This window comes from Methylosinus sp. KRF6 (assembly GCF_018887255.1).
Taxonomy (GTDB): domain Bacteria; phylum Pseudomonadota; class Alphaproteobacteria; order Rhizobiales; family Beijerinckiaceae; genus Methylosinus; species Methylosinus sporium.
In genome coordinates, this window is sequence record NZ_JAHLJF010000001.1 from 1,820,387 (window position 1) to 1,833,003 (window position 12,617).

Annotated in this window: 13 protein-coding genes; 7 read left to right on the forward strand and 6 right to left on the reverse strand. The window is 65.7% G+C overall.

The features are described 5' to 3' along the window. Positions 1-113 precede the first annotated feature (113 nt). The 4 genes from lptB (at position 114) to ptsN (ending at position 4,448) form a co-directional block, all read left to right on the forward strand. Positions 114-1,049 carry an LPS export ABC transporter ATP-binding protein gene (lptB, locus tag KP010_RS08750; RefSeq protein ID WP_244594529.1) on the forward strand — a complete coding sequence of 312 codons (936 nt, stop codon included), beginning with the start codon at positions 114-116 and terminating at the stop codon, positions 1,047-1,049. 175 nt (positions 1,050-1,224) lie between these two features. Beyond that, a complete protein-coding gene (gene rpoN, locus KP010_RS08755; protein WP_108915504.1) occupies positions 1,225-2,799 on the forward strand; it encodes an RNA polymerase factor sigma-54 in 1,575 nt (524 codons plus the stop codon). 391 nt (positions 2,800-3,190) lie between these two features. Then, the gene (hpf, locus tag KP010_RS08760; protein ID WP_108915627.1) at positions 3,191-3,754 is read left to right on the forward strand and encodes a ribosome hibernation-promoting factor, HPF/YfiA family; all 564 of its coding nucleotides are present in this window, start codon (positions 3,191-3,193) and stop codon (positions 3,752-3,754) included. A gap of 229 nt (positions 3,755-3,983) precedes the next feature. Beyond that, positions 3,984-4,448: a PTS IIA-like nitrogen regulatory protein PtsN gene (ptsN, locus tag KP010_RS08765; RefSeq protein WP_108915626.1), complete on the forward strand. Its 465-nt coding sequence runs from the start codon at positions 3,984-3,986 to the stop codon at positions 4,446-4,448. A 60-nt stretch (positions 4,449-4,508) separates the two neighbouring features. On the opposite strand, the gene KP010_RS08770 is transcribed toward ptsN, so the two are convergent. Continuing rightward, a complete protein-coding gene (locus tag KP010_RS08770; protein WP_108915625.1) occupies positions 4,509-4,787 on the reverse strand; it encodes a general stress protein in 279 nt (92 codons plus the stop codon). Between the two features lie 153 nt (positions 4,788-4,940). Further along, positions 4,941-5,756, reverse strand: coding sequence for a response regulator (locus KP010_RS08775; protein ID WP_142862971.1), 816 nt, complete (start codon positions 5,754-5,756; stop codon positions 4,941-4,943). 247 nt (positions 5,757-6,003) lie between these two features. Between KP010_RS08775 and KP010_RS08780 the strand changes: the two genes are divergently transcribed. From KP010_RS08780 to fumC, 3 genes are all read left to right on the forward strand, one after another. Next, a complete protein-coding gene (locus KP010_RS08780; RefSeq protein ID WP_108915503.1) occupies positions 6,004-6,291 on the forward strand; it encodes a NepR family anti-sigma factor in 288 nt (95 codons plus the stop codon). Continuing rightward, positions 6,291-6,869, forward strand: a complete 579-nt coding sequence (locus KP010_RS08785; RefSeq protein ID WP_142862911.1) for a sigma-70 family RNA polymerase sigma factor — start codon at positions 6,291-6,293, stop codon at positions 6,867-6,869. Before KP010_RS08780 ends, KP010_RS08785 begins: the two co-directional genes overlap by 1 nt. A gap of 62 nt (positions 6,870-6,931) precedes the next feature. Next, positions 6,932-8,335: a class II fumarate hydratase gene (gene fumC, locus KP010_RS08790; RefSeq protein ID WP_142862910.1), complete on the forward strand. Its 1,404-nt coding sequence runs from the start codon at positions 6,932-6,934 to the stop codon at positions 8,333-8,335. Positions 8,336-8,461: 126 nt separating this feature from the next. Here fumC and KP010_RS08795 read toward each other — a convergent pair whose 3' ends face one another. Genes KP010_RS08795 through KP010_RS08810 form a run of 4 tightly spaced genes read right to left on the reverse strand, consistent with a single transcriptional unit; the run spans position 8,462 to position 12,616 of the window. Continuing rightward, positions 8,462-9,367 (reverse strand): heparan-alpha-glucosaminide N-acetyltransferase, encoded by a 906-nt coding sequence (locus KP010_RS08795; protein WP_142862909.1) that lies wholly within the window; start codon positions 9,365-9,367, stop codon positions 8,462-8,464. After that, complete coding sequence (locus tag KP010_RS08800; protein ID WP_142862908.1) at positions 9,364-10,350, reverse strand: hypothetical protein; 987 nt, start codon at positions 10,348-10,350, stop codon at positions 9,364-9,366. Before KP010_RS08800 ends, KP010_RS08795 begins: the two co-directional genes overlap by 4 nt. A gap of 35 nt (positions 10,351-10,385) precedes the next feature. Further along, positions 10,386-12,188: a hypothetical protein gene (locus tag KP010_RS08805; protein ID WP_142862907.1), complete on the reverse strand. Its 1,803-nt coding sequence runs from the start codon at positions 12,186-12,188 to the stop codon at positions 10,386-10,388. Then, entirely contained in the window at positions 12,185-12,616 is a 432-nt protein-coding gene (locus KP010_RS08810; protein ID WP_142862906.1) for a GtrA family protein, read from the reverse strand. The genes KP010_RS08805 and KP010_RS08810 overlap by 4 nt, the downstream gene beginning before the upstream one ends. Position 12,617: the final 1 nt, after the last annotated feature.

Consider the following 12,617-nt stretch of genomic DNA (forward strand, 5'->3'; position numbering starts at 1 on the left):
CGGTCTACCGGATTGCAAAAAAGTAACGATGGTTTTTGCTCGGTAAGGCTTAGGATCGCGGCGGGGCGGCGCGCGATCTTCGCTGTCCGTCTCTCTTCTCCAGGGCGCCAGACTTGAGCTTCCGTTCCTACCCATCCGCGAGCGACGCGCGACCCGGCCTGCTGAGCCGGATCGCCGAGCGCCTGCGCTTGCGACGGCCGCCGGCCGGAGGGAGGGCGTCGCCGCGCTTTTCCGCAGAATCCGACCCCGAAAACGCGCCTTGGACGGGGGGCGGCGCCGAAAATTTAGGCGCCGACGAAGGGGAGGAATCCGCAGCCGCGGCGCATAAGGGCGTGCTGGCGATCCAGCATCTCGCCAAGGCCTATAAGACCCGGCGCGTCGTCGAGGATGTGAGCCTGCATGTGGCGCGCGGCGAGGCGGTGGGATTGCTCGGCCCCAATGGCGCCGGCAAGACCACGGTTTTCTATATGATCACCGGGCTGGTGAAGCCCGATCGCGGCGTCATCGCGCTCGACGGCTATGACGTCACCGGCCTGCCCATGTATCGGCGGGCGCGGCTCGGCATCGGCTATCTGCCGCAAGAAGCGTCGATATTCCGTGGCCTGACAGTCGAGGACAATATTCGCGCCGTGCTGGAGATCACCCAGCCGGACAAGCGCCTGCGCGAGCAGGAGCTCGATGCGCTGCTCGAGGAGTTCAAGCTCGAGCGCCTGCGCCGCTCGCCCGCGGTGGCGCTGTCGGGCGGCGAGCGGCGGCGCTGCGAGATCGCCCGCGCCCTGGCCGGACGCCCCTCTTTCATGCTGCTGGACGAGCCTTTCGCCGGCATCGATCCGATCGCCGTCGGCGGCATTCAGGACCTCGTGCGGCATTTGAAAGCGCGCGGAATCGGCGTGCTGATCACCGACCACAGCGTGCGCGAGACATTGGGCCTCACCGACCGCGCCTACATCATCTACAACGGCCATGTCCTGACCGAAGGAACGCCCGAGGAAATCGTCGCGCACCCCGATGTGCGGCGCATCTACCTCGGCGAAGATTTCAGGATGTGATTTCGGACCGGAAGCGTCGCGGCGATTAACCGCTAGGCGGAATTTCCGGGGGGCGCCGAATAAATGGTCCTGCGCCAAATTCTTCCCCATGCTATAAGCAAGAAACAGGCCGAGAACAGCCATTGCGACGGCGCAATGCCGCGCGTGCAGGCGGAAAGTTTCGAGTAGGCGGAAAATGGCTATTTCCACCAAACTAATGATGCGTCAGGGCCAGGCCCTGGTGATGACGCCCCAGCTGCTGCAGGCGATCAAGCTGCTGCAATTCTCCAATCTCGAACTTTCCGCATTCCTGCATGAGGAGCTGGAACGAAATCCGCTGCTCGAGGCGGTGGAGGCCGACGATTTCCCGGACGCCCCGCAGGAGCGCGGCAGCGACAGCGATGGCGGCGAGGCGAGTTTCGACGGGGTCGGCGAGCCGCGCGAAGGCGATTGGGCGCAGGAGAGCCTCGCGGTGGACGCCGGCCAGCTGGCGGCCGAGCTCGGCACGGAGATCGGCAACGCCTTCGAGCTCGAGGGTCAGCGTCCCGGCGCCGATACGTCCGGCTCGCTCGAGGGCGCGGGCCTCTCGGCCAATTCCTGGACCGGCGCCAGCGGCGTCGGCGGCGATGGCGAGACGCCCAATCTCGAGGCCTATGTCGCCGCGGACGCCAATCTGCACGATCATCTCGCCGAGCAGCTCGCCCTCGCCTCCGCCGATCCGCGCGACCGGCTGATCGGCCACGCCATCATCGACGCGATAGACGAGGCCGGCTATCTGCGCGAGGACATCGCCGAGATCGCCGCGCGGCTCGAGGCGGACCCCGATCGCGCCGTCGCCGTGCTGGCGGTGATCCAGAGCTTCGATCCTTCCGGCGTCGGCGCGCGCGACCTGCAGGAATGTCTCGCCATTCAGCTGCGCGAGCGCGACCGCTTCGATCCGGCCATGCAGGTCTTCGTCGCCAATCTGCCGCTGCTGGCCAAGCGCGATTTTTCCGCTCTGGCGCGGCTCTGCGGCGTGGACGAGGACGACATCGCCGATATGGCGTCGGAGGTTCGCCGGCTCGATCCCAAGCCCGGCCGCGCCTTCGGCGGCGCGCCGATCCAGCCGCTGGTCGCCGACGTCATCGTGCGGCCGGCGAGCGACGGCGGCTGGATGGTGGAGCTGAACTCCGACGCTCTGCCGCGCGTGCTGGTCAACCACTCCTATGCCGCGAAGGTGAGCGCCGGCGCCAAGCGCGACGGCGACAAGACCTTCATCTCGAGCTGCCTGCAGAACGCCAATTGGCTGACCAAGAGCCTCGAGCAGCGCTCACGCACGATCTTGAAGGTCGCCTCGGAGATCGTGCGGCTACAGGACGCCTTCCTCGCCAAAGGCGTGGAGCATTTGCGGCCGCTCAATCTGCGCACCATCGCCGACGCGATCGGAATGCACGAATCGACCGTCTCCCGCGTCACCTCGAACAAATATATGATGACGCCGCGCGGCATATTCGAGCTCAAATATTTCTTCTCCGCCTCCATCGCCACGACGAGCGGCGGCGAAGCCCATTCGGCCGAGGCGGTGCGCTACAAGATCAAGCAGATGATCGACAAGGAGAGCCCTTTCGACGTACTCTCCGACGACGCCATCGTCGCGCGTCTGAAAGAGATCGACATCGACATCGCCCGGCGCACCGTCGCCAAATATCGCGACAGCCTGCGCATTCCGTCATCCGTCGACCGCCGCCGCGCCAAGCAGGCGATGGCGCGGGAGAGCGCGCCGGCGCTTTAGAGGCGGAACGTCGACGCGCGCGCGTCGGGCCTGCCGGGAATGACGGCGCCCTTTTGCTCGGATCGCGCAGACCTTCGGCTCCGTATCAAAACGGAGGCGCCTCGGCGCCGTGGGAATGAACAAACCGCTCGCCCATTGACTTCGATCGCCGGTCCACTTAGAGCCTGTCGCCGAAGCGGGCCGGGCGCGAACGCCTCCTCGGCCCGTCTTCCGCCACGTTCGAACGGCAGAGTGACGCTCGGACGCTGGACCAGGAATTTCGCCGGCGCCGCGGCGAAGACCGTAGGGGGACGGTCGAAAGCGACGCTCACGAAGCCATCATGGGATTTTTTAAAAGGGAAGTGCTGCCGCGTCCGGCGCGAGCGCTCCAATGGACGAGGGCAGACCCGATATGTCGCTGCGAGTGTCCGGTAAGAACATCAATATCGGCGAAGCCTTGCGGACTCACGTCGCCGAGCGGCTGACCGCGGCCGCCCGCAAATATTTCGACGGCGAGCTCGGCGGACATGTGACGATTTCGCCGGAAGGCTCTGGCTTTCGCGCCGATTGCAGCCTGCATCTCGCGGGAATCGACGTGCAGGCCGACGGCCGCGCGCAGGAACCCTACGCCTCTTTCGATCAGGCAGCCGAGCGCATCGAAAAGCGCCTGCGCCGCTACAAGAGCCGGCTGAAAGACCATCACGGCCCGCGCGAGAGCGAGGGCGAGGTGGCGCAGAGCTATGTGCTCGAGGCGCCGGATCAGGAGCAGGACGCGCCCAAGGAATTCGCGCCGACGATCGTCGCCGAGGCGACGTCGCGGCTGCGTCGGCTGACGGTCTCGGCCGCGGTTTTGGACCTCGATCTGACCGGCGCGCCGGTCGTCGTTTTCCGCAACGCCGATACGGGTCGGCTCAATGTTGTCTACCGACGCAACGACGACCATATCGGCTGGATCGATGCGCCGGGCGGCGAATAGGCGGCATATATCTTGCCATTAGATCGGATGCAGCTGTGAGGGCGGCCATGCTCATTTTGCGCGATTGGAATTCGCTCTGCGGCCCGGAGAACGGCCTCGGCCGCCGCAACGGGCCGCGTCGCGACAGCGCGACACGATGCGTCCATTGATGAACAGCGACCTGGCGCGCCGCGATTCGCGCGGCGGCGGAGCTCGGCCCGGACAGGGCCTCGAATGGGATAGACGCCACATGCGGCTCGCGGATTTGCTCTCCACCGAAGCGGTCATTCCCTCGCTCAAGGCGAACAACAAGAAGCAGGCGCTCCAGGAGCTGAGCGAGAAGGCGGCCGAGATTTCCGGTCTGCCGGCCCGCGAGATCTTCGACGCGCTGCTGCAGCGCGAGCGCCTCGGCTCGACGGGCATAGGCGACGGCGTCGCCATTCCGCATGGCAAGCTGGCGCGGATCAAGACGATTTTCGGGATTTTCGCGCGGCTCGAGCGGCCGATCGACTTCGACGCGCTCGATGGCGCGCCGGTCGATCTGGTGTTTCTTCTGGTGACGCCGGAAGCCTCCGGCGCCGATCATTTGAAAGCGCTGGCCTGCGCGGCGCGCGTGCTGCGCGATCCATCGATCGTCGCGACGATTCGCGCGACGAGGGACGCTTCCGCCCTCTACTCGATCATCGCGCAAACCTCTACGCCCCACGCCGCCTGAGGCTTTTCACGCCGCTGACGTCAGCCGGCCGCGATTTACGGCGAGAGAAAGGGCCGCGGATTACTCCGCGGCTGTTCTCGGCTTGCTGTGGGAGGCGTGGCCGCCCTTGCGTCCGGCCTCGGACGCGAGCTGGTGATCGCGGGAAAAGCTCCGCTTCGTCGGGTCGACGCTCTGCCCGCCCTTGCGTCCGGCCTTGGCCGCGAGCTCGGGGTTCTGTGAGAAGCTGCGCTTTTCATCGGGGACGTTCTGGCCGCCCTTGCGCGCGATCGCCCGCTGCTTCTCAGGGTCCATCGAAGCAAAGCCACGGTTCGACTTTTTCGGTTCATGGATCGCCGTCATATTGTCTACCTTCTCTTGTCCCCCGGGAGTCAACGCCCGAGTCAAGACAAGGTTGCGCTCTATTCGCTTCGGATAGAAGTTTTTTTTGCCGCAATTCGGCCTGTGGTCTTTACGTACGAAAAGTAGCCATTACCTTCGCTATGGTCTAATTATTCACTTGTGCTTATCATTGTATTTGAGATGGGACCGTCTGTCGAAAAATAAAGCTTGGCTGATGATCGCCTTCAGACTGTCGACGCTGAAAGGCTTGGCGATGAGAAACGCCGGCTCCGGCGGCTCTCCGGTCAAGAACCGCTCGGGATAGGCGGTCACGAAAATCACCGGGGTCGAGAGCGAGCCCAATATTTCATTCACCGCCTCCAGCCCCGAGCTGCCGTCCGCCAGTTGAATATCGGCCAGAATCAGGCCGGGGGGAGTCTTGGATATGGCCTCGACCGCCTCTTTATGCGTGCGCGCCACAGCGACGACGTTATGGCCGAGTTCCTCGACCAGCCCACGCAGATCGAGCGCGATCAGCGGCTCGTCTTCTATGATCAATACATCGGTCGCCAATTGGCCGGCGATCTCGACGCTCGCCGTGTCGATGAGCGCCGCCGCGCGCGCCTCCGAGACGGCGAGCGCCCGGGCGATTTCGCCGAGCGAGAAAGCTTCCAGCGCATGGAGCAGAAAGGCGATGCGGGGCTGTAGCGAGATCGCGTCGAGATTGCGCCGCGCGCTCGCCTCATCGCCGGGCGCGACCCCGGAGTGGTCGGTATGGGCATTGATCGGGCTCGAGGTCCAAATTTCCAGGAACAGCCGATAGAGGGAGATTTTCAGATCCTCGTCGGCGACGAGGCGGGTCGGATCGGCGACGGCGGTCTCGAGAGTCGCCAGCACATAGGCGTCGCCCCCTTCGCGGCTGCCCGACAGAGCGCGGGAGAAGCGCCGCAAATAGGGCACATGCCTTAGAATCGCCTGAGAAATGGACATCATGTCCCTCGTTTGCGAGTTGCGAATGTCGCGCCATCATGGCGCGTTCTGCTGCGTCAAATCGTCGCGTTATATTTGGGAACGAATTGGTAAAATTAAGCGTTGTGAGTTGGTCGCCGCAATGCAGTACTAGCGCGGCCGCGTCCGCTCGCCAGAGTCGGGCCTCACGAGAATTCTCGAGGAGCAGATGGGAAAAAGCAGCCGGAAGTCCATTGCAGCCGCCTCGAGCACGAGCGAATCTCCGAACATGGAAGACAGGATCAGCGACGGCGTTTTCGCGCCGCCGCCGCACGATGGCGAAGGGCTGGTGGTGTTGAGCTCCCACCGCCCGCGACGGGCGCGGCCCGCCGAAGCGCAGCCGGACTCCGAGACGCCGCCGCACAATGACGTCGGCGAGCAGATCGGCGAGCAGCTCCGCGGTCTTTACGACGACATCCTCAATCAGCCTATTCCGGATCGTTTCCTAGAGCTCTTGAACAGGCTCGAGAGCGACCCGATATCCCCGCAGCGGTCGAAGGCGCCCGGGGAGGGATAGTGTCGACATTCGAAGCGGCGAAAGCCCAAGGAAAGGGGACCAAAGCCGATCTCGTCGCGGCGATCCCCAATCTGCGCGCATTCGCGGTTTCGCTCTGCGGCAACGCCGACCGCGCCGACGATCTGGTCCAGGAGACCTTGGTCAAGGCTTGGAGCAGCCTCGCCTCCTTCACCGAAGGCACCAATCTCACGGCCTGGCTGTTCACCATTCTCCGTAACATCCACTACAGCGACTATCGCAAGCGGCGCCGCGAGGCGCCCGACCCGGACGGCGCCATAGCCGCGCGGCTCGTCTCGCTGCCGGCGCAGAACGCGCATATGGATTTTCTCGATTTTCGCAGCGCGCTGCAGAAGCTGCCGCTGGACCAGCGCGAGGCGCTGATCCTGGTCGCCGCCTCGGGCCTTTCCTATGAGGAAGCCGCGAGCATCTGCAATTGCGCGCCCGGCACGATGAAGAGCCGCGTCAATCGCGCGCGCAATCGCCTCGCCGAGGTTCTGGCGCTGCGCTCGACCAGCGACATCGGCGATTCCTATTACATCGGCGATCAGTCGATTCTCCCGCGCACGGGCAATGATTGATAGACGGGCGGAAATGCCCCATAGGGAAGCTCGAGCCCGACAATTTTCCGCGAGCGAGACCAATGACCGAGAAGACCGAATTCCGAACCGAGCGCGATTCCTTCGGCGACATAGAGGTTCCCGCCTCCGCCTATTGGGGCGCTCAGACGGAACGGTCGCGGCAGAATTTCCCGATCGGCGTCGGCCGGATGCCGATCGAGATCGTCCATGCGCTGGCGCGGGTGAAGCTCGCCGCCGCCGAGGCCAATCTCGAGAAAGGCTTGCTGAAGAGCGACGTCGCCGCCGCCATTTCGGCCGCCGCCCGCGACGTGATCGACGGAAAGCTCGACAAGCATTTCCCGCTCGTCGTCTGGCAGACCGGCTCCGGCACGCAGTCCAATATGAACGTCAATGAGGTGATCGCCAATCGCGCCAATGAGGCGCTGGGCGCCGGCCGCGGCGCCAAGGCGCCGGTCCACCCGAACGATCACGTCAATCTCGGCCAATCCTCCAACGACAGCTTCCCCACCGCCATTCATGTGGCCGCGGCGATCGCCATTTCGCAGCGCCTGCTGCCGGCGGTGGAGCGGCTGCACGCGGCGCTGGTCGCCAAGTCCAAGGCTTTCGAGCATATCGTCAAGATCGGCCGCACCCATTTGCAGGACGCCACCCCGGTGACGCTGGGCCAGGAATTTTCCGGCTATGCGGCGCAGGCCGAGTTCGGCGCCAAGCGCATTCGCCAGGGTCTCGAGGATTTGTTCCTGCTCGCCCAGGGCGGCACCGCCGTCGGCACGGGCGTGAACACTTACAAAGGCTTCGCCGAGGCCGTCGCGGCCAAAATCGCGGCGCAGACCGGCCTGCCGTTCAAGACGGCGCCGAATAAATTCGAGGCGCTCGCCGCCCATGACGCCGCGGTCTTCGCCCATGGCGCGCTGAATGCGCTCGCCGCCGGCCTCTATAAGATCGGCTGCGACATTCGCCTGCTCGGCTGCGGCCCGCGCGCCGGCCTCGCCGAGCTGAAATTGCCGGAGAACGAGCCCGGCTCGTCGATCATGCCGGGCAAGGTCAATCCGACCCAGGTCGAAGCGCTGACCATGGTCTGCACGCGCGTCTTCGGCAATAATGCGACGATCACCTTCGCCGCCTCGCAGGGCCATCTCGAGCTGAACGTCTTGAAGCCGGTGATCGCCGCGGCGCTGCTCGAATCGACGATATTGCTCGCCGACGGCATCGACAGCTTCATCACCCGCTGCATCGACGGGATCGAGCCCGACGAGGCGAACATCAAGAATTTCTTGGAGCGCTCGCTGATGCTGGTGACGGCGCTCGCGCCCAAGATCGGCTATGACGCCGCCTCCAAGATCGCCCGCGCCGCGCATCACAATGGCACGACTTTGCGCGAGGAGGCGTTGAAGTCCGGCAAGGTGACGGATGCGGAATTCGACGCGCTGGTGCGGCCGGAGAATATGCTCGCGCCGAATGATTGAGGGCGGCGCGAGAGCGCCCCGTACTTTTCCGTCATTGCGAGGAGCGCAGCGACGAAGCAATCCAGGGGCCGCGTCACGGCTGAAGGATTGCTTCGCTCCGCTCGCAATGACGGTCCTGAACAAAAACTATTTTATCACGCAGGCGCGCGCGATGCGCTCGAGACGCGCGCGGCCTTCGTCGGTCGCAGCGTCGGGCAACGCATCTTCTCGCGCCGCCTCGCGCGCGGCGCAATCGCAAGCCGTCTCGCATTTCTGAGCGCTCGCTCCCGAGGCGACGCATTGCGCGCGGCAGGCTTCCTCGAAACGCGCATTGTGCATCGGCGCGGTCAGCATGGCGACGGCGGTGAAGCCCGCGAAGAACAAAGGCTGATGGACGAGATAGAGCGCGAGGCTATGCCTCCCGAGAAAGGCGACGCTGCGCGTTGCGATGTTGTGCGGCGAATTGGCGACCGCGGCCGGGCGTAGACGCGCCAGCTTCGCCGCGCCGACGCCGACGAACAGCGCGCCCGCCCAAGGCGCGAGCGGGCGATAATCATTGGTCATCGGCTCGAAGGTCGAAAGCCCCGTCCACCAGAACCAAGGCGTATCGAAGACAGAGGCGCGCGCGAAGAAGGACGCCGCGACCAGCGCGAAGCCCGCGGCGAAAGCCGCCGGCCAGGGCAGAAACAAAAACGGCAGGGCGAGCAGGCTCGCCGCGGCTATGCAATGCAGAATGCCGAAAAAGACGAAGCTCGACGGGAAAGCGATATAGGTCCCGCCGCTCACCAGCAGCGCGGCGCCGACGAGCAGGGCGAGCCTGCGCCAATAAGCGCGCGCGCGAAAAACCGTCCCATGCGCGAGCGTCAGCGAGAGCCCGGCGATGAAGAGAAAGCTCGCCGCGATCGCATGGCCGAACGCCTTATAGGCGTCCGTATAGGGAATCTCGGGATCGATATGGCCGAAATGGCCGAGGTCCCAGCCGAAGTGAAAGGCCAACATCGCCAGCACGGCGAGGCCGCGCGCGACGTCCAGCCACAGGAGCCGCGCGGTCATTTGACCGCCGTCGCCGCCGTCGATTGGAACTTGCCGAACACCATATCGGGCGCCGAGAGATTGTGCCGCGACGGCATATGCCGGCCGAGCCATATCTCCGTCGCCGGCGCGCCGGGAAAGCCGATGACCGGCGCCTCCTGCCAGCCTATGCCGCGCTTGGTGCGCCAGGCGACCAGCGCCGCGTCGCTCATCGATTGCGTGGTGTACATGGACCGCAGTGAGGCGAAGGGCAGGCCGTCCGGCATTCCGTCGCTATAGGAGACGTCGAGCACGATGCGATCCTGATCGATGGAGCCGAGACGAATCTTCGCCTCGCCGCCGCGGCGGAAGCGCAGGGTGAAGCTGCGCGTCTGCGGATCGAAAACGATCTCCTTCAGCGCGACGATGGGGCGCTCCTGCACCTCCACCGGGCCGATGAGGAAGGAGGAGCCATAGGCCGTCCAGCGCATATCCTCGAAAGGCAGCGGGCGCGCGCGCCAATAGCCGTCCGGCGGGTAGAAGACCAGGATTTCCTCCGCGCGCTCGCGATAGGTCATCCACAGCTGCACGAGATGAAAGCCCTTCTCCACCCGGTCGCCGACGCGCACGGGCACGTCATTGGGCCGCCAGAAAGAGGGGAAAGTATAGCCGACGAGCCAGAATTCCGGCGTCTCCCAAAAGGTGAGGCGGCGCGCGTCGGCGGCGAATTTGGGGTCGTGCGAGAGATCGCAGCTCGTCCAATCCGGCGCCCAACGATCGGAGCCGATCATGCCGATATAGGAGGGATGAACCGCCTGCACGCGCATACGCCGCACCTGCGGCGAGACGAAATCCAGCTCGATATTGTCCTTCTCGGCGCAGAGCTCGGGCGTGGATCGGTTCTCGATCCGCACTTGCAGATCCTCCTCCGCCTCCTGCGGCTGCTGCGCGAAGGACGGCCGGGCGAAGGGCAGGCTGGAAGCGGCGAGGAGAAGCCGGCGGCGATCGATCAGCGATGCGGACATGGGCGGTATCGGATTCCTGTTGTGGGCGTCGGATATTATTGCGCAGGACGCAGGGCGAAAACATGGAAAGGCGAGCGCTCGAGTGGGATTTTCTCGAGAAAGGAGAGGCTCTCGCCGCGCGCGAGGGCGGCCGCCAGCCCATTGGGGGCGCGTTCGATGAGGGCGTTGCCGGTCTCGCCGCCGTCGCACCAGAGCAGCAGCTCGGCGCCGGCGGCGCGCAGCAGACGCTCGGCCTCCGCGGGCGCGGCCAGAAAAGTCTCGACCGCGAGGCGATTGCCGTGATTGTCGCGATGATAGGGCGCAGCGAAGACATGATGCGGCGTGAAGGCGAGTAGATGCGCGCCCATATCGACTGGCGCGACGATGCGCGCCGGCGGCAGCGCCGCGAGGCCCGAAAAGGCGCTCGCCTCGAGGCAGGCGCGACGGGTCTCGCGCGGCGCGGCCTCTCCGTCCGATTGCAGCGCCAGAGCGAGACCCATGGGCGAAACGAAGAGGCAGAGCAGGCCGATCGTCAGCCAGCGCAGCAGCGGCGTGACGCCGGCGAGGCGCGCCGATAGAACGGCGGCGGCGCCGGCGAGCGCGACCATGGCCAGCGGCGTTACGGAAGAGAAGACGCGAATCTGCCAGAGCGCCGCGGCAAAGCCGATGAGGATCGCCGCGGCGAGCATCGCCCAGCGCCCGCGCGCGAGGCCACGTTCGCGCCAAGCGAGGACAGTGGCGGCGAGGAGGCCGAGCAGCACCGGCGCGGCGGTGGAGACCAGCAGCGCCGGATCAGAAACAAAAGCCTTCAGCGGTTTGGCCTCGGTGACATGGGAGAGCCAGAGATCGCGCAGCAGCGGATCGAGCGCGACGAGCGGATCACCGAGACAATGCGGCGCGCTGGCGAGAAAAGCGCCGAGCGCCGCGGCGCCGACAAGTCCGAGTCCAACGATGCGGCGCGGAAGCGTATCGAGGCGCGGCGCGGCGGCGGCCAACGCCGCGAAGCCGAGCGCGCCGACGAGCACGGCGCGAATATGGACCGCCGAATAGGCGTCGCAGGCCGAGAGGCCATAGCGCGAGGGCGCGACGGTCGCCGCGAAAGTCAGCGGCGCGAAGACGAGCAGGCCGAGCGCGAATGACAGCAATCTCCGCGCGGCGGTCTTTCCTTCGACGAGAAAGAGGATCGCCGGCGTTGCGAGCGCCACGATGAAGAAAGGAATATTTTCGAGGCTGATGGCGAGCGACAGAGCAAGAGGCGCGGCGGCGGCCGCGAGCGCCAGAGGACGCTTGGGATGGAGGCCGAGCGCGACGAGGCCGAAAGTCGCCATCAGCAGCAGAATCTGCGGCGCATGATGATCGATACGGCCGGGCGTGAATTGCACGAACATCGGGGCCGAAAGAAGCACCAGCCATATCGCCGCGAATCGCGCCGAGCGATCGGCGAAGACGCGCGCCACAAAGGCCGCGAGCGCGAAGAGCAGAGCGAGGCAGAGAAAGGGAAAGGCGAGCCGCGTCGCGCGCTCCGCCATCTCCGGCGCGAGAAACAGCCCGAACAACAGATCGAGCGCGGCGAGCGGCGTATCGACGATGCGCGACCAATGCATGAAGAGCCCGTCCGGCGGATCGAGCCGTCGCGCCGTCATATCGAACCAGGATTGGCCGGCGAGGAGATCGCGCAGCTGCACGGCGCGCATGGCGTCGTCGGAATCGTAGAATTCGCCAGCGTTCCACACGGCGCGCGCGCGCGGGAGCGTCAATAGCGCGGCGCCGGCGAGCGCCGGGACAATGGCGGCGAGAAGCGGAATTTCCCGATGCGCGCGCGCGCGAAGCTCCGCCGCCTCGCCGGCGAGCGCGCTCACGCAGCGGCCTTCGCGGCCGGCGCCGAGAACAGAAGCGCGCGGCGCGCGGTGAAATTGAACAGGAAGACGACGCCCGCCGTTGGTATTTTCGCAAAGGCGGGATCGAAGCCGAGACGGCCGACGAGGAGGAGCATCAGCGCCTCGGTGACGAGCAAGCCGGCGAGGCCGATGACGCAGAAGAGCGTGAATTCCGACGCCGGCCGCACGCTGCGCCGATCGCGGAACACCGCTGCGATGCTGAGCGCATAGACGAGCGCGAGCCCGCCGCAAAAGCCGATCGCCGCCGCCACGAGATAGGGCGTGCCGAGAGTCTGGAGACAGATCAGCATGAGGCCGTAGTCGAGCGCCAGCGCCGCGCCGCTCGCCAGCCCATAGGCGACGAGATCGCGCAGCAAGCGCGTCGCAGCGAAGACGCGATGCGTCGACACG